This is a genomic window from Paraburkholderia sp. J8-2, from assembly GCF_905220195.1.
GTDB lineage: Bacteria > Pseudomonadota > Gammaproteobacteria > Burkholderiales > Burkholderiaceae > Paraburkholderia.
In genome coordinates this window covers 289,573-314,642 of record NZ_CAJMZA010000003.1, presented here as the reverse complement: position 1 = coordinate 314,642, position 25,070 = coordinate 289,573, and the positions used below count along the sequence as shown (strand labels likewise).

The window sequence follows — 25,070 nt, the reverse complement described above, 5'->3', positions numbered from 1 at the left end:
GGCAGCGGAACAAGAGGCGGCGCTCAGGCGCGCGGCGCGTAGGCCGACTCGTCGACACCCTTGGCCTCGGGCGCCAGCAGCGGCTCCACACGCCCGACTATCACAAGATAGCTCACCGCGCCGAGCACGCAAAACCCGCCGGCGACAACAAGCGGAATCGTGAAAGAGCCGCGCGTGAGCTGCAACATCACGCCTGTAAACGTCGTAAGCGCGATGCCCGCGAGGTTCGACGCGAAGTTCTGGATGCCCGCCAGCGAGGCGACGTGCCGCGGCGTGGGCGCGACGTCGGCAGGCAGCGACCAGATGCTGGCTGCGGCGGCCGCGAGGCTCCCGTAAGCAACCGCGAAGAGCGCGAGCATTAGATAGACATCCTGAACAACGCCGGTGAGCGTGATCACGGACGAAAGCAGCATGCCGCCGACAATGCAGGTCTTGCGCGCGGCCGTCAGGCTCCAGCCGCGCTTGACCAGCGTGTCGGAAAGCCAGCCGCCCAGCCAGCCGCCGGGTATCGAGGCAATGGCGGGCAAGGTGCCGAGCGTGCCAAGCGACTTGAGCGAGAAGCCGCGCGCTTGCACGAGATAGCTCGGAAACCACGTAATGAAGAAGTAGATGACGAAGTTCAGGCAGAAGAAGCCCAGCATCATGCCCCACACGGTGCGATAGCGGAACAACCCGCTCCAGCGGATCGAGGCGGCGGCCGGCACGGGGGCGCGCGGCTGATCGAGTGCGGCGCGCGCCTCGGGTTCCCGATACATCACGACCCAGCCCACGATCCACACGAACCCGAGCGCGCCGGTAATCACGAACGACGCCTTCCAGCCCCACGCGGCCATGATCGCGGCAACGAGCGGCAGCGACAGCGCGGAGCCCACGCGCGAGCCGCTATCGAAAATGCTCGTGGCAAGCGCGCGTTCTTCGCGCGAAAACCACTGGCTAACGAGTTTCGCGCACGACGGATACGCACCCGCCTCGCCCGCGCCGAGCATGAGCCGGCAGCCGAACATCGCCGCGAAGCCGCCCGCTACCGCGGTGGCCGCGGTAAACACCGACCACCAGCCCACGGCGAACGGCAACGCGATGCGCGCGCCGGCCCGGTCGACGAACCAGCCGTAGGGCAGTTGCATCACGGCGTAAGTCCAGAAGAAGCCGCTCAGCAGCAGCCCCATGGCGGCAGGACCAATGCCGAGGTCCTTCATGATGTGGGGCGCGGCGACCGCGAGATTGGCGCGGTCGATGTAGTTCACTGCAATCGCCAGAAAACAGAAGAAAATGACCAGCCAGCGCGACTTTTCCTTCATGGAAAGCACTCCTTCTGAATGTGGCGTCGTGCCTCCATCGAGTTGCGGCGCCTGTCCGAATCGCTCCCGTGTTACATGACCGCCCCCAGATGCCAGGGCACGAATTCATTCTGGCCGTAGCCGTGCAGCTCGCTCTTCGTACGCTGCCCGGAGGCCGTTGCGAGCATCAGTTCGAAGATCGCCGCGCCCGTTTCATCCACGCTTTGCTCGCCGTCCAGAATGCGGCCGCAGTTCAGGTCGATGTCCTCTTCCTGGCGCCGCCACAGCGCGCTGTTGGTGCCGAGCTTGAGCGAGGGCGAAGGCGCACAGCCGTAGGCCGAGCCGCGTCCCGTCGTGAAGCAGATCAGATTGGCGCCGCCCGCCACCTGGCCCGTGGCGGACACAGGGTCGTAGCCGGGCGTGTCCATGAACACGAGCCCCCGCGCATGCACGGGCTGCGCGTACTCGTAGGTTTCGACGAGCCGTGTCGTGCCGCCTTTCGCCACCGCGCCGAGGGACTTTTCGAGAATCGTCGTGAGGCCGCCCGCCTTGTTGCCGGCAGAAGGATTGTTGTTCATGTTCGCTTCCATGCGCGCGCAATACGCTTCCCACCAGCGGATGCGCGCCACGAGCTTTTCGCCCACTTCGCGCGACGCCGCACGCCGTGTGAGCAAATGTTCGGCGCCGTAGATCTCGGGCGTTTCGGAGAGAATGGCCGTGCCGCCGTGCGTGACCAGCCTGTCCACGGCAGCGCCGAGCGCCGGATTCGCGGAAATGCCGGAGTAGCCGTCCGAGCCGCCGCACTGCAGGCCGACCATCAGATGACGCGCCTCCACCGGCTCGCGCGTCACGCGATTCGCATCGGGCAGCAGCGTGCGCACCTGGTCGATGCCCGCTGCAACCGTGCGCGCGGTGCCGCCCGTTTGCTGGATCGTCATGGTCGAGAGGCGCGCGCCGCGCTCCAGTTGCTCGGCTTCCACGAGACCGTCGATCTGGTTCGTCTCGCAGCCAAGACCAACGATCAGCACGGCATAGAAGTTGGCGTGACGCGCATAGCCCGCGAGCGTACGGCGCAGCACCGTAATGGGCTCGCCCTCTGCCGCGAGCGCACACCCTTCGCCGTGCGTGAGCGCCACCACGCCATCCACGTTAGGGAACGCTTCGAGCGCTTCGGGGTGGATATCGCGGCGGAAGTGGTCGGCTATCGCGCGCGCAACCGTGGCCGAGCAGTTCACCGACGTCAGGATGCCTATGTAATTGCGCGTGGCGACGCGGCCATCCGCGCGCCGGATGCCAAGAAACGTCGCAGGCTGCGCAGCGGCGGGCGTGTCGTGCGCATCCACGCCGAATGCGTAGTCGCGCTCGAAATCGCCCATCGAGAGATTCTGGGTATGCACGTGTTCGCCACGGCGGATCGGCCGGCTCGCGAAGCCGATGATCTGCCCATAGCGGCGCACCGGTTCGCCTTGCTCGATGTCGCGCAACGCGACCTTGTGGCCCGGCGGAATCATGCCCGCGACCGTGTGGTCGCCATAGAGTACCGAGCCTGGCATCAACTGCCCGCGTGCGATGGCAACGTCGTCGCGCCGGTCGAGTAGAATGAGCGCGGCCGAAAGCTGAGCGGGGTCGAGAAGTGTCATAGCCGGTCTCCCTGGGAAGCGCCGCGCACGCCAACGTAAAGCGAGTACAGCGAGGTATTGGCCGCGATGAAAAGACGATTGCGGTTCGGGCCGCCGAACACGAGATTCGCGACCGTTTCCGGCACGAGGATCTTGCCGAGCAGCGTGGCATCGGGCGCATAGCAGTGGATGCCGTCTCCCGCGCTCGTCCACACGTTGCCGTGCTCGTCCACGCGCATGCCGTCCGGCACGCCCGGCGCAATGTCCGCGAACACCCGGCCGTTGTGCAACCTGCCTTGCGCGTCCACGTCGAATACGCGGATGTGATGCGGGCCGTTCTCGATATGCGACGCGCCCGAGTCGGCCACGTAAAGCCGCGCTTCATCCGGCGAGAATGCGAGGCCGTTGGGCTTCGTGAAGTCGTCGGCCACGCGCTGCACCACACCCGTATCGGGCGCCACGCGATACACGTGGCAGCCGCCGATCTCGCTCGGCGCGCGAAAGCCCTCGTAGTCGCCGAGAATGCCGTAGTCGGGGTCCGTGAACCAGATCGAGCCGTCCGACTGCACGATCACGTCGTTGGGCGAATTCAGCCGGTGGCCTTCAAAGCGATCGGCGATCACGGTGATGCGCCCGTCGTGCTCCGTGCGCGTGACACGGCGCGTACCGTGCTCGCACGTCACGAGCCGGCATTCCCGGTCGAGCGTATTGCCGTTGCTGAAATTCGAGTTCGCGCGGAACACGCCGGTGCCGATGCCGGGCACCCAGCGCATCATGCGGTTGTTGGGGATGTCGCTCCAGACAAGAAAGTCGCCGGCGGGAAACCACACCGGCCCTTCCGCCCACATGCAGCCGCCCGCGAGCTTCTCGAACTGCGCGTTGGGCTGCAGCAGCATGCGAAAACGCGCATCGTGGATTTCGTATTCGTGGGGATTCATCGTTCCGGCCTCGTACCGTCAGGGTCAGGTCACGGCGACGCGCGTGACCCGTCGCTCACTGCCGCGCCGGTTTATTAAATACTAGTTGAATAGGCCTGTGAAGATTTTCTTCAAGCGCCTGGAATGTGGTTTACCCGCGTTTGCTCATCGGCCCGCGCGGCGACAACCGTGCAGCGCGCCGGCGGCCGCCAGCCGCTTTGTACCGCCTCGCCTTCGAGCAGGTAGAAGAACTCGGGACCGGTATGGCGGTGCCTCGGAAATGTTGCGCCTGCAGCGAACCGCACCCGTTGCATGGCGCGGCCCGCTGTTGTGCGCCCGGTATGCGTTATCGTGTCTTTTCGTCGGCAGCGGCAAGCATGGCGTCGCCAATGCGGGACTCGCCGCTCGATACGAGCGCTTCGCCGGCGCCGCGAATATCGCGCTCTTCCTTGTTCTGGCTGAGCTTGCTCTTGCCGACCAGACGCGTGATCTCGATCTCCACGCCAACGATCAGCTTCACGAGCGTGTCCGTATAGTCCTTGGGCGCATCGGCCATCTTCCAGGGCTTGGGCTGCGTGGCTTCGTGCGTGCGCGTCAAGCGGCCGACCACGCCGCGCACGTAGCGCTCGTCGTCGAGAATCCTGATGCGCCCATGCGCGTGAACGACCACGTAATTCCAGGTCGGCACCTGCTTGTGCGCCTCGTGCTTGCTCGGATACCAGTTCGGCGAGATATACGCGTCGCCCGCGCGGAAAATCACGAGCACGTCGTCGCCGTTGGCCACGTCCTGCCAAACCGGATTGGCCCGCGCGACGTGCGCGCGCAAGACACCCAGTTCGCCTTCGCCGGCCGCGAGTTCGAAGGGAATGTGATTGGCGTCGAGCCCGCTTTCTCCGTGCGTGACCAACGTGCCGAACGGATGTTGGGCAATGCAATCGTGCAGCACGTCCTTGCGGTTTTCGGCGAAATGGGCTGGTACGTACATGCGGGTGTCCCTGCTCGTAAGGTGAATGGATAGCGTGGCCGGCGCTGCCACACGCCCAAGTCTGCCCCAAAAGTGGTTTATTCTATAGATCCAGTTTATTTAAATTCCAGTGAACCAGTATCATGCCGAGAACAGCGCAGGCCGCGGAAATGCCATCGTTCGGCACGCTGGACCGTGAGGCCGGCAATCTCAGCCGCCAGGTGGCCGAGGCGCTGCGCGAAGCGGTGCGCAAAGGGGACTTGAGGCCCGCCGACGCGTTGCCTTCCACGCGCGCGCTCGCCGCTTCGCTCCAGATCGCGCGCGGCACGGTGGTCGAGGCGTACGAGCAATTGATCGCCGAAGGCTTCCTGGAATCGAAAGCGGGAGCCGGCACGCGCGTGGCGCTCGCGCTGTCCGAGCCGCCGCCCGCGCGCGAGCCTCGCGCAACTTCGCGCCACGCGGAAGCAGCCGGGCTGCCGGAACGCGCCGAAGCGTTCGCCAGAATCGGACGCGAGTTCAAGCCGCTTCCTCCGGTGCCGTTTGCCATTTCGGTGCCAACGGGCCTGACCGCGCCCGGCGATATCTGGCGCCGGCTCGGCAACCGCTTGCGCGCGCGCGGTCCGGCCTCGCCAACCGGTTACGCCGATCCGCTTGGCGCGCGGGCGCTGCGCGAAGCCATCGCCGACTATGTGCGCAAGTCCCGCTCGGTGCGCTGTGATGCGGATCAGGTCATCGTCACGAGCGGCACCCAGCAGGGCCTCTTTCTCGCCAGCCAGGTGCTGCTCGGGCCGCGTGACCAGGCATGGGTCGAGAACCCGGCCTACCGTGGCGTCACCGCCATACTCGAGAGCCTGCCCTACCGCGACGCCATGGTCCGCGTGCCCGTAGATGCCGAAGGTCTCGACGTCGAGGCGGGCATACGCATGGCGCCGAAAGCGCGCGTGGCATTCGTCACGCCTTCGCATCAATATCCGCTCGGCATGCCGCTGAGCATGGCGCGGCGCGCGGCGTTGCTCGCGTGGGCGCGCTCGGCCCACGCGTGGATCGTCGAGGACGACTATGACAGCGAGTTGCGCTACGAGGGCTATCCGTTTCCGGCACTGCAGGGCCTCGCGCCGGATCGCGTGGTGTATCTCGGCACCTTCAGCAAGATCCTCTTTCCATCACTGCGGTTGGGCTATGTCGTCGTGCCGCCCAATCTCGTCGATGCGTTCTGCGGCGCGCGCGTACTCGTAGACCGCCATCCGCCCACTGCCGATCAACACGTTCTGGCCGCCTTCATGACCGAGGGGCACCTGGCGCGGCACGTGCGCAAGGTTCGCAACGTCTATGCGGAGCAGCGGCTCAGCCTGATCGAGACCCTCGAAGCGCTATTGCCCCGGAATCTGGCGTGGATCGAGCCCGGCGATCAGGGCATGCATCTCGTGCTCTGGCTTGCAGCGGGACTCGACGATCACCGCGTAGTCCGGCTCGCCGCCGATGCGGGCGTCGCGGTGCGCGCGGCGTCGCCCATGTTCGCGGCGGGCACGGCGCGCCCGGGGCTGATCCTCGGCTTTGGCGGCTTTAGCAGCGCTCAAATGAAAGCGGCTGCGCATCGCCTTGCCGCCGTGATCGCCTCAGTGGCGAGATAAGGCGAGATCAAGTATTTCGGGCTACTGGATATCGCTGCGACTTGCTGAGTTCAATGGCGAGAAAGTCGACAAACGCCCGAATGCGCGTGGAAAGCTGATGCCGCTGCGCATACACGGCGTAGATGTCCGCGCCCGGCGTTTCATACTCGGGCAGCACGACCACGAGCCGCCCGTCCGCGAGATATTCGTTGATGTCCCATTCCGCGCGCATCAGAATGCCGTGCCCGTCCAGCGCCCACTTCACCGCAATCTCGCCGTCATTGGTCGTGAGGTTGCCATTGATCCGGATGGCTTCCGATTTGCGCGTATTGCCGCGCTCGTTCGAAAGCCGCCACACGCCATACGCTTCGTCGCCCTGGCGAATGCTGATGCAGTTGTGCTTCGCGAGGTCGTGCGGCGTCGCGGGCGTGCCCCGGCTCGCGAGATAGGCGGGCGAAGCGCAGAGCAAACGCCGGTTCGCCGCGAGACGCCGGGCGATCACGCGCGTATCCGGCGGCTCGCCAAAGCGGATGCAGACATCGTACGAATCCTCCGTGAGCGGCGGCGGCATGACCGAAAGCTGAAGCTGCACGGAAACCTGCGGATACTGCGCGACGAAACGCGAAAGCGCCGGCCCGATGTGGCTGCGCCCAAAGCCGAGCGTGGCGTTCACGCGCAGCAAGCCCTTGGGGTGCTTCTTCGAGCCACCGAGCAGTTCACCCAGTTCGTCGATCTCGTCGAGAATGCGCCGCGCATGCTCCAGGTACACCTCGCCTTCGGGCGTGAGCATCATGCGGCGCGTCGTGCGGTTCACGAGCGGCACGCCGGCGCGCTCTTCCATTTGCGCGAGCCGCTTGCTCACGGCAGCGGGCGTGAGACCTAGTTCGCGTGCGGCGGCGCTCAGGCTACCCGATGAGGCGAGCGTGGAAAAAAAGCCGAGATCGGCGGGCAGAACGGTGTCGGTCACGGTCGCCACTTGTGAATTCAGGTTAAGGATGCTTTGAGTCTAGCACCGGTTTTTGAACCAGGAGTTTGGGTAAAGTGCACCCACACTGGCCACATTCCAAAGGAACGAGACATGAAGACCTATCGCATCGCAACCATTCCCGGCGACGGCATTGGCAAGGAAGTCGTGCCCGCAGGCAAGGAGGTGCTGGAAGCGCTTGCGAAAACCACGCAGCGCTTCGCGTTCGAGTTCGAGAACTTCGACTGGGGCGCCGACTATTACCGCCAGCACGGCGTGATGATGCCCGCTGATGGCCTCGACGCCATTCGCAACAAGGACGCGATTCTGTTCGGCTCCGCGGGCGACCCCGACGTACCCGATCACATCACACTGTGGGGCCTGCGCCTGAAGATCTGCCAGGGCTTCGACCAATATGCGAACGTGCGCCCCACGCGCATCCTGCCCGGCATCGACGCGCCTTTGAAGCGCTGCAAGCCCGAGGACCTCAACTGGGTGATCGTGCGCGAAAACTCCGAAGGCGAATACTCGGGCGTGGGCGGCCGCGTGCACCAGGGCCATCCGCTCGAAGCTGCAACCGATGTCTCGATCCTCACGCGCGCTGGCGTCGAACGCATCCTGCGTTTTGCGTTCCGGCTCGCGCAGTCGCGCCCCCGCAAGCTGCTCACGGTCATCACCAAGAGCAACGCGCAGCGCCACGCCATGGTCATGTGGGACGAGATTGCGCAGCAAGTCTCGAAGGAATTCCCGGACGTGAAGTGGGACAAGGAGCTGGTGGACGCCGCCACGGCGCGCATGGTCAACCGTCCCGCCTCGCTCGACACGATCGTCGCAACCAACCTGCACGCCGACATTCTCAGCGACCTCGCCGCCGCGCTCGCGGGCAGCCTGGGCATTGCGCCTACGGGCAACATCGATCCCGAGCGCCGCTACCCGTCGATGTTCGAGCCAATCCACGGCTCCGCCTTCGACATCATGGGCAAGGGGCTCGCCAATCCGATCGGCACGTTCTGGTCGGTCGTGATGCTGCTCGAACACCTCGGCGAAACCGAAGCCGCCGCTCATGTGATGCAGGCTATCGAGACCGTGACGGCCAACCCCGCGCTGCACACCGGCGACCTTGGCGGCAAGGCGACCACCGCACAGGTCACGGCCGCGGTGTGCGAACTCGTCGAGAAGGCGGCCGTCGCTGCCTGAGCGCTACCGCGCCGTCAAATCAAGCAGACACGGGGGCGTAACACAAAAAATACCCGCACGCCTCCGTCAACCCTCCAAGGAGGAGACACATGAATTCGGATACCGAAGCAATTGTCACGCGCAAACTCATGTGGCGCATCATCCCGTTCGTCATGCTGCTCTACTTCGTGAGCTTTCTCGACCGGGTCAACGTGGGCTTCGCGGCAATGACGATGAATAAGGCGATCGGCCTTTCGCCCACGGCGTTTGGTCTCGGCGGCGGGCTCTTCTTCATCGGCTACTTTCTGTTCGAAGTGCCTTCGAACCTGATCTTGCACCGCGTGGGCGCGCGCATCTGGATCGCGCGCGTCATGGTCACGTGGGGCATCGTCTCGGCGGCCTCCGCTTTCGTGACCGGGCCCACGAGCTTCTATGTACTGCGCTTTCTGCTGGGCGTGGCGGAAGCGGGCTTCTTCCCCGGCATCATTCTCTATCTCAGCCTCTGGTTTCCGGGCAAGCAACGCGCGGCAGCCGCGGCATGGTTCATGGCAGCCGCGCCGATCTCGACTGCGCTCGGCTCGCCCATTTCAGGCGCGCTCATGCAATTGCCGCGCACGTTCGGGCTCGCCAACTGGCAACTGCTCTACGTGATCGAAGCAATTCCCGCCGTGCTGCTGGGTTTCGTGGTCCTGAAGGTTCTCACCGATGCGCCTGCCAAAGCGCGCTGGCTGAAGCCGCAAGAACGCGACTGGCTGATGGCGAAGCTCGCCGAGGAAGCGCGCGAGAGAGAGAACCACACCGGCCACACGGCAGGCGCGCTGAGCGCCCTGCGCGACCCGCGCGTGCTGGCGCTCGCGCTGATCTACTTCGGCACATCGGCAGGCCTTTACACGCTGGGGCTGTGGGCGCCGCTCATCATCCGGCAATATGGTTTCAGTGCGCTCGAAACCGGACTGCTCAATGCCATTCCGAGCATCGTGGCGGTCGTAGCGATGATTCTGTGGGCGCGGCACTCCGACCGCACGGCGGAGCGCACCTGGCACGTCGTCGTCCCTTGCGTGCTCGCTTGCGTGGGCTTCATCTTCGCGGGGCAAGCCAGCACCGCGCTGATGATCGTGCTGGCGCTCGTGGTGGTCAATATCGGCATCAGCGCCGCGAAGGCGCCGCTCTGGGCCATGCCCAGCATGTTTCTCTCTGGCGCTGGAGCAGCGGCGGGGATCGCCATGATCAATTCGATCGGCAATCTCGGCGGCTTCGTGGGGCCCGCCGTGATTGGCTGGCTGAAAACTCAGACGGGGGGTTATGCCGCGGGCTTGTACGTCGTTGGCGCGACGCTCGCGCTTTCCGCGGTGGTCACGTTGATGCTGAGCCGCAAGGCAAGCCAGCCGGTCATGGCGCAGGTGAGGCACGATCACTGAAGGGGCCGCGCGGAGCTTGTGGCAATACAGGCGCATGCTGCCATGCTCCGCGCGAGCGCGATAAGCCGATAACAGGGTTGGCATTAGTGGCGGCGCGCGTTATCTCGGTCGACCCGACGCGCCAGATTCTGTATCGGCGACGCGGGGCGTGGCCATGCGCACCGCAACCACACAAGCCGCCATCGATATCAACGAGACGATCAGCACGGCCCACTCCACCGGTACGTAGCTGCCGCGTATCGCCCAGATCGCTGCGCCCGCGATAGGCGCAATGCCTTTGGCGATGTTTGCAGGCATCGAGAGCAGGCCGCTCACCGCGCCGTAGCCTTCGGTTCCCAGCAGCGTCTGCACGATCGTCCCGCGCAGGATCGTCATCATGCCGTTGGCGCCGCCGTAGACGATGGCGAACAGCATCAACCACGCAGCGGACTTTCCCGCACCCATCAGGATCACGACGGAGCACGGGAACGCAGTCGTCACCACGACGGCGACACGCCCCGGTGGCGCGCGCCTGCCGACGGCGAACCACAGGACCCGCGCAAGCACCTGTGCCGGCCCGATCGCCGCCATGGTGACAATGACCGTTGCGCCCGCAACGTCACGCTCGTGCATCAACGGGATCAGATGGAAGGTGAGCGCGACGAAGGTGGAGTAATACGCCGTGAAGCAAACGGCCAGCGCCCAGAATACGGGCGAGCGCAAGGCGTTGCGCGTCGAGGTGCGGCTCACTTCGCGGGCGCGTTGCTGCGTCGCGGTGTCCGCATCCGGCTCGCCGCGATGAATCGCAAATACGTGCACCGGCAAGCAGACAAGCAGATTGACGAGCGCAAGCGCGAGCAACGCGCCCCGCCAGCCGAACGCGACGATCAAGCCTTGCGTGAGCGGAATGAACACCGTGCTCGCGAAACCCGCCACAAGCGTGATGAGCGTGATTCTCCTTGCATAGCTGCGCGGGAAGTCGCGCGTCACGACCGCAAACACCGGGTCGTAGAGCGTCGCCGCAATGGCTACGCCCAACCCGCACCACACGGCAAAGAGCGTCGGCAGACTGCGCGCCTGCGCCCACAGCACGAGCATCGACGATGCAAGCAGCGTACCGCCCGCCATGACGCGCCGCCCATAGCCGCGGTCGATCAGGGTGCCGACCGGGTAGGCCGCGAACCCCGAGACCAGCAAACCTGTTGAGAGCGCGGCGTTCGTCGCCGTGCGGCTCCAGCCCAACGCGCTTTCCATGGGCACGACGAAAAGCGAGAACGCGTAGTAGATCGTCCCCCACGAAACGAGTTGCGCCACCGCGAGCGCCCATGTCTGCGCTGCGGCATGCGGTCGGTCCAGTCCGTGCGGTCTCGCGTGGGTCGGTGTCGGCATGGATGTGAGTGCCGGGGCGCGCTGTTCGTCGGGCGCGCGCCGGACCCGATTTGCCGATTCTGGCGCACCTTCAGCGCGATTGCACTATGTACGCTAGCGCACGGAACGGGCCGCGCTCGATCGCTATGCTCGCCAGGTGCCCGAGAGGCCCGGCGCTATCCCTCACGTTCGTTTCTCCAAACGGTATCGCCAGTGCGCAGCCAAGCCATCCAATATGCCTTGCTTCTCGCCTGCGGGTGCCCGCCAGCATTCGACGCGCACGCAGCCGATGCAATTGGCATAGTCAAGACGATCAAAGGCTCGGTGCAAATCGAGCGCGCAAGCCAACCGGTCAGCGTGGCGGTCGGCAGCGAGGTGTTCGCGAGCGACCGTGTCACGACCGGCCCCGCATCCGCCGTTGGGATCACGCTGCGCGACAACACACTGCTGACCGAGGGCGCCAATTCCGTTCTCGACCTCAACAAGTTCGCATTCAACACCACCACCTACGACGGTGCGCTCGACGTGAGCATCAAGCGCGGCTCGCTCGCCGTGGTCGACGGCAAGCTCGCGAAGGCCAATCCGGAAGCCGTGCGCTACAGCACGCCCACCACCACGCTCGGCGTGCGGGGCACCGAATTCATCATCGAGGTAGGGGGAAGCGGGGAGAACGGTCATTGAAGACAATGAACGCCGGGCACTGGCTTGCGCGATACATGGCCCTTACGCTGTGCTTGTGCCTCTTTGCATGCAGCACGCCCGACAAGATCACGCTGCTGCCGAATCCGGACGGCAGCGTCGGCAACGTGATCGTGCATAGCGGCAGCAAGACGCAAGTCATCGACAAGGCCTACACCCGCGCCGATGTTTCGAAAGGCGGCGCCATCGCGGAAACCGCCGATAACAAGGCCGCCGTGGAGGCGCAGTACGGCGATCTGCTGGCCGCCCAGCCGCCACGGCCCCGCACGTTCACGATCAACTTCGTTTTCGACTCCGCCACGCAACTTGCACCCGAGTCCGCGGCCACGGTTGCCGAGTTGAAGAAGGTGCTGGCAACGTGGCCGGCCCCTCACCTCACGGTGGTCGGCCATACCGACATGGCGGGCTCGCAGGCGTTCAACGACCAGCTCTCCATGCGCAGGGCGCAAAGCGTAGCGTCGTTTCTGGTCAAGTCCGGCATACCCGCGCAGCAGATCGAAATTGCCGGCCGGGGCAAACGCGAGCCACTCGTCCACACTGCAGACGGCGTGCCCAACCAGGCAAACCGGCGCGCGGTCATCACCGTTCAGTAATCCGTATCGATGCGCGGCGCTCATCGTCAGCCCCCATCCCCATGAAACGCTACCGCAACGCATGCATCGCATTCTTGAGACGCATGATGCGGGCGCGCAAAGGGCGCCCTTGGGCGCTCGCGGTGCTCGTGACGCTTTTGTTCATCAACCTGTGCAGCGAATGGCCCGGCGACGTGGTACGCCCCGCCTTCCTCGACACACTCGACAATGTGTTGCCCGATACCTTCGGTTCGGCGCGCCAGCTTCTTTTCGACCACTATCAGCGCCGCTTTCCGCGTGTGCCCGCCGCGCAGCCGGTGACCATCGTCGAGATCGACGACAAGACGCTCGAAGCCTTCGGTCAATGGCCCTGGCCGCGCAACCGCCTCGCCGGCCTCGTCGATGCGATCGAGGCGGGCAAACCGCTGGCGATCGGCCTTGATATCTACATGCCCGAACCCGACCAAACCTCGCCGGGCATCGTGGCCGACAACCTGCCCGCTTCCGAGGTCGCGCTCGCCACGCAACTGCGCGCGCTGCCCAGCCACGAGCGCATTCTAGAGACCGCGTTGCGCGCGTCGCCTTCCATTCTCGGTGCGGCCGCGTTCGACTACGCGACCTCCACCACGCGCACCGACATGCTGAGCGCCCCCGTGCTCGTGCACGGCCCGGACGCGCTCGCGAGCGTTCACCGCTTCAATTACGTGCTCGCAAGCCTGCCCGAACTGCAAGGCGCGGCCCACGGCCAGGCCATGCTCAACGTCGCGCAGGAGCAGGGCACGGTGCGGCGCATTCCGCTCGTGCTGGGTCTTGGCGACAAGCTCGTGCCGAGCCTGCCCATTGAAATGCTGCGCGTGGCCACCGGCTCGCCCGCCATCGAGGTGTTCGCGGGCCCATCCGGCGTGCGCGCCGTGGGCGTGGCGGATGTGCGGGTGCCCACGCAACCCGACGGCGATATCTGGCTGCATTTCGCCTCGATTGCGCGCACGCAGCAGCGCTATGTTTCCGCACGCGACGTGCTGCAAGGCAAGATCGACGCGAACCGCATCCGCAACAAGCTGATTCTCGTCGGCCTCACCGGCACGGGCCTGACCGGCACGGGCCTGACCGACATGCGCACGACGGCGCTAGGCGAGCTGGTGCCCGGCATCGAAATTCAGGCGCAAGTGATCGAGACGATCTTCGAGGGCCGTTTCCTGCAGCGCCCGGCCTGGCTGATCTGGTGCGAGAGCGCTTTCATCCTCGTGGTCGGGCTGTTCTTCATCTGGTATGTGCCGCGCAACGATTCGCGCCTCGCCGTCTTCATGCGCACCGTGCCGAAGGCTTCGGCCATCATTGGCGTTACGCTTAACGTGTTGACGCTTTCGGTTTGCTTCCTCGTGTTCCGGTATTTCGGCTTCCTTGTCGATGCCGCATCGATCTTCATCATTCTTTCCGCTGTCATGGGCAGCTTCTTCACGATCTCCCTCATGGAGCCCGAAGCGCAAATCCCGTCCAGCTCCGGCCGCGCGCACGTCAGCTGAGGTTGCCGAGTGCTACATTACGGTCCTGATCGCCCGGCAACGGGAAGCCATGCAAGGCACGGAGCGCGAATGACCCCATCGGAACGTATTGACCAGCTAATCGCGGACCTCACCGACTGGCGCCGCGACACCTTCACCGCCATGCGCGAGGCGATTCTCGAAGCCGACCCGGCGATCGTCGAGGAATGGAAATACATGGGCAGCCCCGTGTGGTATCGGGACGGCATGATCGCCGTGGGCAATGCGCACAAAGGCAAGGTCAAGCTCACGTTCCTGTACGGCGCGAGCCTGCCCGACCCGAGCAAGCTCTTCAACGCCGGGCTCGAGGGCAACGCGCGGCGCGCCATCGACTATCTCGAAGGCGACAAGGTCGACAAGCGCGCGCTGAAGGCGCTCATTCGCGCGGCAATCGAATTCAACCAGGGCAAGGCGAAGAAAAAAGCGCCCGCGAAGCCGCGCGCCAGCAAAACCGCCTGACGCGAGCGCCTCACACTTCGCTCACCTCGCGAATGGGAATCACGGTGCGCTCGCCGCATTCGCGCAGCAGGTCGCGCAATTCGTTGATGACGGGAAAGACTTCGTGATTCCAGTCGGCGCCCTGGTTGTCGTGCGCCGCCTGTTCGAGTTCCACGATCGTGCGGTCTTCCTTGAAGATGCGCTCCGTGAACCAGACCAGCAGCGGCCACGCCGCGTCGAGCAGGAACGGCACGGCGGGACGCTTCACCGAAAGGAGTCCGAAGGTCCGGTTCGTGCGCTGCTGCGCGTCGAGCGGCACATACACGATCCACAGGTCCATGAGGAGCGACTCGTCGCCCGACCGGATCTTCAGCGTTTGATACGGATATTCCGTGCGAACGGTCATCACGCTCTGATCGCTCGGGTCCGCGCGGTTCTTGCTCGCGCCGAACACGAGCGCCTCGCCCGCGGGCTGCTTGCCCGCCATGCGCGCGAACGTGTAATCCACTTCGATGGACTTCTCGCCGCGCCGCCGGCCGAGCGAACGCGCCCGCATCTGGCCCATCTGGCGGCGGTGGAGAAACTGGTGGTTCATGTCCATCAGATTCTCGTGCATGAACGAGTAGTGGCACTTCACTTCCTGGCCGAAGCGGCGCGTCTTGTAGGCCTTGTTCGTGACCGAATCCAGCACGGGCAGCGGATGCGCTTCGGCGAGCGTGGCATTGCCGGGAAAGACGAAGATCATGCCGTGCGCCTCGCGGCACGGATAGGCGCGCACGCCGTTGGGCAAGCGCTCCCTGCCGAGGTACGGCACGTCCACGCATTGGCCCGAACAATCGTAGGTCCAGCCGTGGTAGCCGCAACGAAGCGACTCGCCGTCCACCACCCCCGCATGTAGCGGCACCTGCCGATGCGCGCAGCGGTCTTCGAGCGCGTACACCGCGCCTGACGCGGTGCGAAAGAGCACAATGGGCTCGCCGGCGAAATGCGTACCCAGCGTCTTGCCAGGCTTGAGTTCGCGCGACCAGGCAAGCGGATACCAGTAGTCGGGATGAATGGGCACCCGGCGCAAGTCGCGCGGTTCCTGCATATGTGACTCGATCGTATAACCATCTGGCAAAGGCACTGCGCGCATGCGGAGAATCTCCTTGTCGAGTCCGTTGTTATCGTCGTTCCGTTAAGAGACTGGCTGGAGGCAAATCTCGTGCCCGATCATTCAACGCGAATGCCGCCTGGGTGTCGATCAGTGTTTAGCCGGAAAGCACGCGATGATGGCGGCCTGAACCTTGACGACGGCAGCGTCGCGCAGCGAGCTGTTGCGCCACCCGAGTTCCACCGGATAGCGCGGCAGATCGATCGGGCAAGCAAGCAGTTTCAGGCCCGTCACGCGCGCGATCGCTTCGGCCGCGTGGCGCGGAATCGTGGCGACGCTGCGCGTGCCCTTGAGCAGGAAAGGCAACGCGGCGAAATGCGTCGTGGAGGCCACGACATTGCGCTTCAGGCCGCGCGCGGCGAGCCCTTCGTCGACGATCCCGACCACGCCGCCCGACGACACCAGGATGTGCCCTCTCGACACGTAGTCGGCAAGCGTCAGGCGCCGTGGGGTGCGGGGAGCGTCGTCCACGAGGCACGCATAGCTGCCCTCGCCGAGCACCCGGTGGCTCAGCCCGCGCGAAGCGAAGCCGCCCGCCGCGACGGCGAGATCCATGTCCTGATTCGCGAGCGCGTCGGCGACGATCTGGCTGTGCGTCTGACGAAAGATGATGCGCAGGCCCGGCGCGCTCGCTTCGAGCGTTTCGATGATGCGCCGGCCAATGGCCACCTCGAAGTCGTCGGAAAGCCCGATCGACACCGCGCGCCCATGAAACGTGGTCGCGTCGGGCGAGGCAATCGCAAGGCTATGGCGGCAACGGTCGAGCGCCTCGCTAATCACAGGCTTGAGTTCCTGCGCGCGCGAGGTCGGCGCGAGCCCGCGCCCGGTACGCACGAAGAGCGTGTCCGCATAGAGCGCGCGCAAGCGCCTGAGCGCGGCGCTCACGGCGGACTGCGTCATGTCGAGGCGTATCGCGGCGCGGCTTGCCCCGCCCTCCTCGAACAGCGCCTCGAAGATCTTCAGCAGATTCAGGTCCACGCCTGCGATATCAAACTGGTTCATATCACATAGTATCGATATACGTTCTCGCGATTTTATCGCCGTGGAAAGATGTGAGCTGTCCAAACCCCTGGGAGCACGCCATCATGGCCAAGTCGAAAGTCGCCGCGCTGCAGATCGGTTCATCCGCCGCCGGCAAAGCGCAAACGCTGGAACAGATTCTCTCGTTCGAAGCGCAGATCCGCGCCTCGGGCGCGAAGCTCGTGGTCATGCCCGAGGCGTTGCTCGGCGGTTACCCGAAGGGCGAAATATTCGGCACGCGCCTTGGCTACCGCCTGCCCGAAGGCCGCGAGGCATTCGCGCGCTATTACGAGAATGCGATCGACGTGCCGGGCGCGGAAACCGAAGCGCTCGCCGAGCTTTCCACGCGTTGCGGCGCGTCGCTCGTGCTCGGCGTGGTCGAGCGCGATGGCAGCACGCTCTATTGCACCGCGCTGTTCTTCAATCCGGGTGAGGGGCTCGTGGCGAAGCACCGCAAGCTCATGCCCACCGGCACCGAACGGCTCATCTGGGGGCAAGGCGACGGCTCGACGCTGCCGACCGTTCGCACGGAATCCGGCGTAGCGGGCGCCGCGATCTGCTGGGAAAACCACATGCCGCTGTTGCGCACGGCGATGTACGCGAAAGGCGTGCAGATCTGGTGCGCACCCACCGTGGACGAGCGCGACATCTGGCAGTGCTCCATGCGCCATATCGCGCACGAAGGGCGCTGCTTCGTGATCAGCGCATGCCAGGTGCAGCCCTCGCCCGCGGCGCTCGGCGTCGAGGTGCCGGGCTGGGACGAGAACCGGCCGCTCATCAATGGCGGCAGCTTGATTGTCGGGCCGCTTGGCGATGTGCTGGCCGGGCCGTTGCGCGGCGAAACCGGCCTTATCGTCGCTGAGATCGACACCGAAGAACTCACGCGCGCCCGCTACGATTTCGATGTGGTGGGCCACTATGCGCGGCCCGATGTGTTCTCGCTTTCGGTCGATGAGCGGCGCAAGCGTACGGTCTCGTTTATCGCCGAGTGAGCGCGCGTAACGTTACGCCGCGCGACGTCACGCCGAATACAACCCTTCCGGCCCGTTGCGCAGCGTGCGCGCCAGCAACTCCAGCCCCTCGCGCAGCGCCTCGTGGCTGCGCGCGCCGCCCAGACTCAAGCGCACCGCGTGCGGTGCAGAGCCGCGCCCGATCACGAAGCTGTCCGCTGTTTTCGCAAGCACGCCGGCCTGACGCAGCGCCGCCGAGAATTCGGCGGCACGCCACGGCTCGGCGAGCGGCAGCCAGAGATGCGGGCTTGCGGGGTCGGTGCGATACGTCCAGTCCGCCAGCACCTCGGCGGCGATCGCGTGGCGCACGTCCACCTGCGCGCGCTGCTGCGCGACGAGGCGATCGATCTCGCCATCGACGATCCAGCGCGCCGCAATCTCCGCGGCGAGCGGCGACGTCATCCAGCAATCGCTGCGTATCACCGCGAGAATCTTGCCGACCCAGTCCTGCGGCGCCTGCACATAGCCAATGCGCAGGCCCGGCGCGACCGCCTTCGAAAGACTGCTGATCACGATGCCATGCTCGGGCAGGCGCGCCGCGAGCGGCGTGGGCGGGGCGTCGAGCAGGGCGGCTGGCACGAGATCCTCGATCACGACGAGGTGATGGCGCACGGCGATCTCGGCGATCATCGCGCGGCGCGCTTCGGAAAGCGTGGCCGTGGTCGGGTTGTGCAGCGTCGGCACGCAAAAAAGCGCGCGCGGCGCGAGCAGGCCGCACGCGCGCTCGAGCGCCGCGGGCACGATGCCTTCCTCGTCGATTTCGATGCCGACGAGATTGAGCCGCAGCTGCCGCGCGAGCGCGACGATGCCGGGATAGCTCAAGGCCTCGGCGAAAATCGTGTCGCCTGGACGCAGCACTGCGCGCAACACACAGGCAAGTCCGTGCTGCGCGCCCTGCGTGACCAGCACGCGCTCGGCGGCCACCGTGCAGCCCATGCGCGCGAGCCAGCGCGCCCCCGCCTCGCGGTGCGAGCGGCGGCCGCCTTCGGGCTGGTACAGCAGCAGCTCGCCCGCCAGCCGCTCGTCGGCGGCCAGTTCGCGCAGGGTCTGCGTCAGCAGGAAGGCTTCGTCGGTCGGCATCGGCACGTTCTGGCCGAGATCGATCAAGCGCCCCGGTGCATAAGCGCCCGGTGCACCCGGCGTGGTCGCCGCAGCCCGCTCGGTGGATTCGGGTGCGGGGCGCGTGCGGTCCTGCATACGCACGCCGTCGGCGTCGGGCTCGGCCACGTAGGTGCCGTCGCCCACGCGCGCCACCACCATCCCGCCGCGCTCCAGCTCCGCATACGCGCGGCTCACCGTGCCAGTCGTGACATTGAGCTTCTTCGCGAGCAGCCGGTGCGCAGGCAGCTTTTCTCCGGGCAGCATCTGGCCGCCATGAATGGCCTGCGCGTAGGCGTGAGCGATTGCGCGGTACTTGGGTTCGCTGCTGCGCGAGAGCGTGGGCATCCAGCCGTTCATGGTTTTCCCGAAGGAGAAAAGCACGCCGCGGCACGGCGCGGCGGCTGCGCCATTATCGCGCCCAATTCGCGGAAATGAAGGCTGTCATTTACTTCAATTGACTTCATTGAGTGCGTGGAATTGACCCTCTAGGATGCCGTAACGCCTGACAAGGCCAAGGAGACAATGCCCGCCCCACGGCGCACTGCGTGCGTATCTTCATACGTAAGTTACGCAATGTTGCGCGCCACCGGGCGGCGCCCCACGCGCCATGACGAACCGCATCGCCCGCATCACCGTGAGCCAGCACCGGCTGCCGCTCGACCCGCCGTTCCCCGCCTCGTGGGACAGCCGCCCGCGGCGCGCCTTCCCCGCGACGATCGTGCGCGTGGAGGACGACGAAGGCCGCGTGGGCATCGGTTCCGGCGACGCCATGTATGGCTTCGACGACTACCGCGATCTCTTTATCGGCACAGATCCGCTCGATCTGGCGCGCCACTCGGCGGTGCTCGACAACCTCAGCTTCCACGCAGGCCGCCTTTGGCCGCTTGACGTCGCGCTCTGGGACCTCGCCGGCAAGATTCGCGGCGAGCCTTGCTGGCAGATGGCCGGCGGCCGTTCGAAGCGGGTGCGGGCGTATGCGTCCTCGGGCGTGCATCGCACACTCGAAGGCATGGCGCAGTGGGCCGAGCATGCCGTCGCGCGCGGCTTCCCGGCGCTCAAGGTGCGCTTCGGCCGCGCCACGCTCGCCGACGATATTGCCGCGCTCGCCGCCGTGCGCGAAGCCGCTGGCGACGCGATCGAACTCATGGTGGATTGCAACCAGGGCTGGCGCATGCCCTGGGACACCCAGGCGCCGTGGCGCGCCGACGAAGCACTCGCCGTGATCCGGCAGATCGAAAAGTATCGCGTGTACTGGGTGGAAGAGCCGCTGCATCGCGGCGACTACGCGGGCCACGCGCAGTTACGCAAACAAACGGCAGGACTCGGCATACGCATCGCAGGCGGCGAGATGACGCGCGACGCGCACGAATTCGCGGCGCTCCTTGCACACGACTGTCTGGACGTCTATCAGCCCGATGTCGTCTGCACGCTCGGCATGGAAGGCGCGCGGCGGCTCGCGGCACAGATCGAAGCGCACGGCAAGGTGTTCACGCCGCACACGTGGGGCAACGGCATTGGCCTCGCCGCGAACCTGCATATCGTGGCGGGCGCGGCGCACGCGCCGTTCGTCGAGTTTCCGTACGACCCGCCCGAATGGACGCCTGCGCGGCGCGACTTTCCGATCAAGCACGTGATCGACATCGACGCGAACGGCTGGATCGAGCTGAGCGATGCGCCGGGCCTTGGCATCGAACTCGACGAAGCCATGCTCGCCGCCACACGCGCACACGACAGCCGGTACGACTGAAGCACAACGGGCATGGCATGAAGGCGATGCCATCCTCTATATGAAGCATTCCGAAACATTTCAATAAAACGGAGACATGCAATGAAACGCTTGACGTCCCTCCTGCGCGCGGCCTGCCTTGCGGCGCCGCTCGCCATCGCCGCCTTGCCGGCGCACGCCGCCGGCACCTGGTGCAGCAGCGGCAAACCCGTGCGCTTCGCGGGCATCACGTGGGAAAGCGGCAACTTCACGAGCGAAGTGCTGCGCTACATCCTCAAGAACGGCTATAGCTGCCAGACCGACAGCGTGCCCGGCAGCACCGCGGCCACCGAAACGGCGCTTTCGCGCAACGACCTGCAGATCTGGGCCGAGCAATGGACGGGACGTTCGGAGATCATCGCGGGCGCGGTCAAGGCGGGCTCGGTCAAGCTCGTGGGCGACACGCTGCCGGGCGGCACGAAGGAAGGCTGGTACGTGCCCGACTACGTGGTGCACGGCGACGCGAAGCGCGGCATCAAGGCCAGCGCGCCCGACCTTCAGTCCGTGAGCGATCTGCCCAAATACAAGGGCCTTTTCGTGGATGACGAGGAACCCGATCGCGGCCGCTTTCTCAACTGCCCCTCGGGCTGGGATTGCGAACGCGTGAATACGCGCTTGCTCAAGCTGCTCAAGCTCGACGACACCTACACGAACTTCCGCCCCGGCACGGGCGCGGCGCTCGATGCGGCCATCTCCTCGGCCTACGCGCGCGGCAAGCCGATTCTCACCTACTACTGGGAGCCGGCCGCGCTGATGGCGAAGTACAAGTTCGTTCAGCTCAAAATGCCGCCGTTCAACGAAGCCTGCTGGAAGACGCTGCGCGACGCCAACAGCGCGCAGCAATGCGCCTCGTCGTATCTGGTCTCGCAGTTGAAGATCGGCGTTTCGACACCGTTCTATCAGGCGGAGCCCGACGTGATGACCTTCTTCTCGAAGGTGAGCTTCCCTATCGACTTCCTGAACACGACGATCCTCGACATGACCGAGCACAAGGTCGATGCGCAGGACGAAGCGCTCAAGTTCCTCAAGCAGCACCCTGAAATGTGGAAGACCTGGGTGCCTGCTGATGTCGCGGCGAAGGTGCAGAAGTCGCTTGGCGCGTAATACGAATCCGATACCGCGCGATACCAGCGCGATACAAGCCTGATACCAACCAGAATGCCGAGCCGCGTTACGCGGCTCCATGATAAGGAGACTTGATTGAAGAAGAAGATTCTCGCGGCGCTGCCGCTGGCGCTCGCCGCAGCAGGCGCGCACGCGCAAAGCAGCGTGACGCTGTACGGCCTCATCGACCTCGGCGTGGACTACGCCAGCAATGTGGCGAACGGGGCGAACGGCCAGCTCGTGCCGGGCACGGGCAGCAAGCTCGTGCAGATGCAAAGCGGCGTGCCCGCAGGCAGCCGCTGGGGTCTGCGCGGCACCGAAGACCTGGGCGGCGGCTACGCCGCGATCTTCCGGCTCGAAAGCGGTTTCAACGCTGCGACGGGCGGACTTGGCGGCGGTCTCGCGTTTTCGCGTAATGCCTATGTCGGCTTCAAGTCGGATCAATATGGCCAGATCACCTTCGGCAAGCAATGGGACGCCACCGTCGACCTGATCGAACCGTATTCGCTCAACGGCAACTACGGCGGCTGGTATTTCGCCCACCCGAACGACATGGACAACCTGGACAACGGCTTCCCTGTCAACAACGCCGTGAAATACGTGAGCCCCGTGCTCGCCGGCTTCCAGTTCGAAGGCCACTACTCGTTTGGCGGCCAGGCGGGCCAGTTCTCGAACAACGCCTCGTATAGCGCGGCGGCAGCCTACACGCTCGGCTCGTTCAGTGCGGGCGTGGGCTACCTGCGCGTGAACAACCCGATCACGGCGGTGGCCGGTTATGGCAGCGGCGGCAGCTTCGTGAATTCGGTGTTCGGCGACGCTCTCGCCAACGCGCGCTACCAGGGCATTCTCTCGGCCGGTGCGTCATACGTGATCGGCAGCCTCAAGCTGATGACGAACTACTCGAACGTGGACTTCTCCTCGGCCACCGGCAGCGGCGACCTGCACTTCCAGAACTTCGAAGTGGCCGGCACCTACGCCGTGACGCCCGCCTTCACGGTGGGCGCGGGCTATACCTACACGGTGGGCCAGGACCACGCCACCGACAACTCGCCGAAGTATCACCAGGTCAACCTCATCGGCCAGTACGCGCTCTCGAAGCGCACGTCGCTCTATGCGATGGGCGTGTACCAGCATGCGGCGGGCTCGGCGGAAAACGCGCAGATCACGGGCTTCAACCCCTCGGGCACCGACAACCAGGCCGTCGCCCGCGTGGGTATCACGCACGCGTTCTAACGTTCTTGACGTAGTCCTTATCAATGTCAATACGCCGGCGCGCATGACCATGCGCCGGCGTGCCTGCATCGCGAGGTTTGCATGCGCCGCCTTCCCTCTTTATCGGCACTGCGTTCATTCGAGGAGGCGAGCCGCACGCTCAGCTTCACCCGGGCAGCGCAAAACCTGCACGTGACCCAGGGGGCGATCAGCCGCCAGATTCGCCTGCTCGAAGACTATCTCGGCACGCCGCTCTTCATGCGGCATCATCACCGGCTCGAAATCACGGCAGCAGGCAAGCGTTTGCTGCCTACGCTCCAGGCCGCGTTCGACAGCATCGCCCACACGCTCGACACGATTCGCGCCGATCCGTCGAACAGCCTGCTCAGTCTGAACGCCGCGCCTACGCTCGCCACGCGCTGGCTCACGCCGCGCCTGCGCGACTTCCAGGTGCGCCACCCCGATCTGCGCATCTCCATCACCAACGAATACGGCCCGCTGCACGGCACGGAGCGCAACGAGGACTGCCAGATCCGCTTCGGCATGGAACCGCTGCCGGGCGGGCAGAGCACACTGCTCATGCGCGAGCGCCATGTACTCGTCGGCTCGGCGCGCGAGTTCTCCGAGGCCCCCGCCGATCCAGATGTGCTGCGCGAGATCCTCGCACGGCATCCGTGGCTCTATATCCTCGATATCGACCGGCGCCTGCTGGTCTGGGAAGCGTGGCTCGAAGCCGCGGCACTCGACGTGCCGATCGCCCCGCGCGGGGAGCTGGAGTTCAGCACGCTCGATCAGGTCATACACGCGGCGGTGGCCGGGCTTGGCATTGCCGTTGCCGACCGGCACATGATCGCGCCCGAACTGGCGAACGGCACGCTCGTCCAGCTGAGCGAGGTGGAAGTGGCGGGACCTTCGGGATACTGGCTCGACGTGCGCCCCGAAGTGCAGGACACACTACGCGTTCGCAACTTCAGCAACTGGCTGGTCGAGCGCCACAGCGAGCAACCGGCCAGGCAATGCGCGGCTAGCCCGGGCGCATGACTGGCGTCACCCACCCGGGCCTACGCTGCGCAATGCGTCAATTGGGATCGATTGGCGGGCCAGGCGGACCCGAGTCCACCTGCCTCATCGTGGGCGCGGCGGCCGCGCCCTGCGCCATGTTGCCCGCGCCCTGCGCCGCGATCGAACGCGAGAGGATCGCCCGCGCTTCGCCGCTCGACGAATCGACGGTCAAGGCATGCCCCGCGTTGTGCCAGGCGCATAGCCACCGCCCGTCGCGTGCGCACAGCCGTGCGTAGCCAAGCAACGAATCGCGCTGATCTTCACGCGAAGTCAATTCGGCCTGCATTTGCAGCGCGTTGCCGTTGCCCGGTTGCTCCGCAAGTGCGGCATTGATCGCACTACGCGCAGGCCCCAGGTTGTTCTTGTCGAGGCTCGCACGCGCGCTTGCCAGATTTCGCGCAACGTCGGCGCGCGCGTAGCTGGCCTTCGCGGCGTTGGCCTTCGCTTCGTTGGCCTTCTCCGCCTTGATCTTCGCGGCAGCGAGTGCGCGTTCATCAGCGCTGCTCTTTCGTGCAGCATTGCCCGGCGGCAGCGTCACCGTATGCACTGCAGCGGTACGCGGCTGCGCTTGCGGCGCTTGCGGCACTTGATGCGGCAGTGGCACCTGAGCGGTCATAGGCGGCGGCGCGCTCACGGCAGGAGGCGGCAACTGGGCGACGGCTACCGGCGGCGCGCTGCGCACCGGATGCAGCACCGATGGCGGCTTCGTGGCCGGCACAGCCGATGGGGTCTTCGGCCCGAGGATCGCTCCCTCGACGACCTGGGCGCCCGGCGCCGGCTCCCGCTCGGCTCGATGCGAAATGATGTACGCGGTCAGCAGGAACGCGATCGACACCACGCTGCCGATGGCATAGAAAGGCAGCCACGAGCGTGGCGCGGCAGGCGCTTCATCGCGCGGTTCGTAATCACTGTCGCGCGCCGCGCCGCCGAAACTGAACGCCGGAGCGTTCCACTCCGTGCGCGCATGGCGTGCGAAACCATCGTGCCATTCGGGCGCGGCGGATTCGCTTGCCGGCGACGTGCGCGGGCCAGAGGAAAGCTGCTTCGCGCCGCACTGAGGGCAAATCATCAGTGGCGCATTGAAGCGGGTCCCGCAGTATG

The 25,070-nt window shown here is 65.7% G+C and carries 22 protein-coding genes; 12 read left to right on the top strand and 10 right to left on the bottom strand.

Going from position 1 to position 25,070, the window contains the following annotated elements; translation table 11 throughout:
• Nucleotides 1–23: 23 nt before the first annotated feature.
• The 4 genes from U5A52_RS10230 to U5A52_RS10215 all read right to left on the bottom strand — a co-directional run bounded on the left by U5A52_RS10230 (nucleotide 24) and on the right by U5A52_RS10215 (nucleotide 4,798).
• Nucleotides 24–1,298, bottom strand: a complete 1,275-nt coding sequence (locus tag U5A52_RS10230; RefSeq protein ID WP_321934680.1) for an MFS transporter — start codon at nucleotides 1,296–1,298, stop codon at nucleotides 24–26.
• A gap of 71 nt (nucleotides 1,299–1,369) precedes the next feature.
• Nucleotides 1,370–2,917, bottom strand: a complete 1,548-nt coding sequence (locus tag U5A52_RS10225; RefSeq protein WP_321934679.1) for an altronate dehydratase family protein — start codon at nucleotides 2,915–2,917, stop codon at nucleotides 1,370–1,372.
• Nucleotides 2,914–3,834, bottom strand: a complete 921-nt coding sequence (locus tag U5A52_RS10220; protein WP_321934678.1) for an SMP-30/gluconolactonase/LRE family protein — start codon at nucleotides 3,832–3,834, stop codon at nucleotides 2,914–2,916. Before U5A52_RS10220 ends, U5A52_RS10225 begins: the two co-directional genes overlap by 4 nt.
• Nucleotides 3,835–4,159: 325 nt before the next feature.
• On the bottom strand, nucleotides 4,160–4,798 hold the full coding sequence (locus tag U5A52_RS10215) for an FMN-binding negative transcriptional regulator (protein WP_321934677.1): 639 nt from the start codon (nucleotides 4,796–4,798) through the stop codon (nucleotides 4,160–4,162).
• Between the two features lie 122 nt (nucleotides 4,799–4,920).
• Here U5A52_RS10215 and U5A52_RS10210 point away from each other — a divergent pair, with 122 nt between their 5' ends.
• Nucleotides 4,921–6,408: a PLP-dependent aminotransferase family protein gene (locus U5A52_RS10210; RefSeq protein WP_321934676.1), complete on the top strand. Its 1,488-nt coding sequence runs from the start codon at nucleotides 4,921–4,923 to the stop codon at nucleotides 6,406–6,408.
• A 7-nt stretch (nucleotides 6,409–6,415) separates the two neighbouring features.
• Here U5A52_RS10210 and U5A52_RS10205 read toward each other — a convergent pair whose 3' ends face one another.
• On the bottom strand, nucleotides 6,416–7,354 hold the full coding sequence (locus U5A52_RS10205; protein WP_321908019.1) for a LysR family transcriptional regulator: 939 nt from the start codon (nucleotides 7,352–7,354) through the stop codon (nucleotides 6,416–6,418).
• 111 nt (nucleotides 7,355–7,465) lie between these two features.
• On the opposite strand from U5A52_RS10205, the gene U5A52_RS10200 reads away from it, so the two are divergent.
• Both U5A52_RS10200 and U5A52_RS10195 read left to right on the top strand, forming a co-directional pair.
• Nucleotides 7,466–8,548, top strand: a complete 1,083-nt coding sequence (locus U5A52_RS10200; RefSeq protein ID WP_321908022.1) for a tartrate dehydrogenase — start codon at nucleotides 7,466–7,468, stop codon at nucleotides 8,546–8,548.
• 89 nt (nucleotides 8,549–8,637) lie between these two features.
• Nucleotides 8,638–9,945, top strand: coding sequence for an MFS transporter (locus tag U5A52_RS10195; protein WP_321934675.1), 1,308 nt, complete (start codon nucleotides 8,638–8,640; stop codon nucleotides 9,943–9,945).
• Between the two features lie 99 nt (nucleotides 9,946–10,044).
• Here U5A52_RS10195 and U5A52_RS10190 read toward each other — a convergent pair whose 3' ends face one another.
• On the bottom strand, nucleotides 10,045–11,313 hold the full coding sequence (locus tag U5A52_RS10190) for an MFS transporter (RefSeq protein ID WP_321934674.1): 1,269 nt from the start codon (nucleotides 11,311–11,313) through the stop codon (nucleotides 10,045–10,047).
• 303 nt (nucleotides 11,314–11,616) lie between these two features.
• Here U5A52_RS10190 and U5A52_RS10185 point away from each other — a divergent pair, with 303 nt between their 5' ends.
• The 4 genes from U5A52_RS10185 to U5A52_RS10170 all read left to right on the top strand — a co-directional run bounded on the left by U5A52_RS10185 (nucleotide 11,617) and on the right by U5A52_RS10170 (nucleotide 14,563).
• Nucleotides 11,617–11,973 carry a FecR domain-containing protein gene (locus U5A52_RS10185; protein ID WP_321934673.1) on the top strand — a complete coding sequence of 119 codons (357 nt, stop codon included), beginning with the start codon at nucleotides 11,617–11,619 and terminating at the stop codon, nucleotides 11,971–11,973.
• 5 nt (nucleotides 11,974–11,978) lie between these two features.
• Nucleotides 11,979–12,584 carry an OmpA family protein gene (locus tag U5A52_RS10180; RefSeq protein ID WP_321908571.1) on the top strand — a complete coding sequence of 202 codons (606 nt, stop codon included), beginning with the start codon at nucleotides 11,979–11,981 and terminating at the stop codon, nucleotides 12,582–12,584.
• An 83-nt stretch (nucleotides 12,585–12,667) separates the two neighbouring features.
• On the top strand, nucleotides 12,668–14,086 hold the full coding sequence (locus U5A52_RS10175; protein WP_321934672.1) for a CHASE2 domain-containing protein: 1,419 nt from the start codon (nucleotides 12,668–12,670) through the stop codon (nucleotides 14,084–14,086).
• Between the two features lie 69 nt (nucleotides 14,087–14,155).
• Complete coding sequence (locus U5A52_RS10170; RefSeq protein ID WP_321908027.1) at nucleotides 14,156–14,563, top strand: DUF1801 domain-containing protein; 408 nt, start codon at nucleotides 14,156–14,158, stop codon at nucleotides 14,561–14,563.
• Between the two features lie 10 nt (nucleotides 14,564–14,573).
• On the opposite strand, the gene U5A52_RS10165 is transcribed toward U5A52_RS10170, so the two are convergent.
• Both U5A52_RS10165 and U5A52_RS10160 read right to left on the bottom strand, forming a co-directional pair.
• The gene (locus U5A52_RS10165; RefSeq protein WP_321934671.1) at nucleotides 14,574–15,677 is read right to left on the bottom strand and encodes an aromatic ring-hydroxylating dioxygenase subunit alpha; all 1,104 of its coding nucleotides are present in this window, start codon (nucleotides 15,675–15,677) and stop codon (nucleotides 14,574–14,576) included.
• 108 nt (nucleotides 15,678–15,785) lie between these two features.
• Nucleotides 15,786–16,697 carry a LysR family transcriptional regulator gene (locus U5A52_RS10160; protein ID WP_321908031.1) on the bottom strand — a complete coding sequence of 304 codons (912 nt, stop codon included), beginning with the start codon at nucleotides 16,695–16,697 and terminating at the stop codon, nucleotides 15,786–15,788.
• 83 nt (nucleotides 16,698–16,780) lie between these two features.
• Here U5A52_RS10160 and U5A52_RS10155 point away from each other — a divergent pair, with 83 nt between their 5' ends.
• On the top strand, nucleotides 16,781–17,707 hold the full coding sequence (locus U5A52_RS10155; RefSeq protein ID WP_321934670.1) for a carbon-nitrogen hydrolase family protein: 927 nt from the start codon (nucleotides 16,781–16,783) through the stop codon (nucleotides 17,705–17,707).
• Between the two features lie 27 nt (nucleotides 17,708–17,734).
• On the opposite strand, the gene U5A52_RS10150 is transcribed toward U5A52_RS10155, so the two are convergent.
• Complete coding sequence (locus tag U5A52_RS10150; RefSeq protein WP_321908035.1) at nucleotides 17,735–19,183, bottom strand: PLP-dependent aminotransferase family protein; 1,449 nt, start codon at nucleotides 19,181–19,183, stop codon at nucleotides 17,735–17,737.
• A 250-nt stretch (nucleotides 19,184–19,433) separates the two neighbouring features.
• On the opposite strand from U5A52_RS10150, the gene U5A52_RS10145 reads away from it, so the two are divergent.
• From U5A52_RS10145 to U5A52_RS10130, 4 genes are all read left to right on the top strand, one after another.
• Nucleotides 19,434–20,573, top strand: coding sequence for a mandelate racemase/muconate lactonizing enzyme family protein (locus tag U5A52_RS10145; protein ID WP_321934669.1), 1,140 nt, complete (start codon nucleotides 19,434–19,436; stop codon nucleotides 20,571–20,573).
• An 81-nt stretch (nucleotides 20,574–20,654) separates the two neighbouring features.
• The gene (locus U5A52_RS10140) at nucleotides 20,655–21,695 is read left to right on the top strand and encodes an ABC transporter substrate-binding protein (RefSeq protein ID WP_321934668.1); all 1,041 of its coding nucleotides are present in this window, start codon (nucleotides 20,655–20,657) and stop codon (nucleotides 21,693–21,695) included.
• Nucleotides 21,696–21,791: 96 nt separating this feature from the next.
• Nucleotides 21,792–22,928 carry a porin gene (locus tag U5A52_RS10135; RefSeq protein WP_321908043.1) on the top strand — a complete coding sequence of 379 codons (1,137 nt, stop codon included), beginning with the start codon at nucleotides 21,792–21,794 and terminating at the stop codon, nucleotides 22,926–22,928.
• Nucleotides 22,929–23,009: 81 nt separating this feature from the next.
• Complete coding sequence (locus U5A52_RS10130; protein ID WP_321908044.1) at nucleotides 23,010–23,948, top strand: LysR substrate-binding domain-containing protein; 939 nt, start codon at nucleotides 23,010–23,012, stop codon at nucleotides 23,946–23,948.
• Nucleotides 23,949–23,985: 37 nt separating this feature from the next.
• On the opposite strand, the gene U5A52_RS10125 is transcribed toward U5A52_RS10130, so the two are convergent.
• The gene (locus U5A52_RS10125; protein WP_321934667.1) at nucleotides 23,986–25,038 is read right to left on the bottom strand and encodes a hypothetical protein; all 1,053 of its coding nucleotides are present in this window, start codon (nucleotides 25,036–25,038) and stop codon (nucleotides 23,986–23,988) included.
• Between the last annotated feature and the right edge of the window lie 32 nt (nucleotides 25,039–25,070).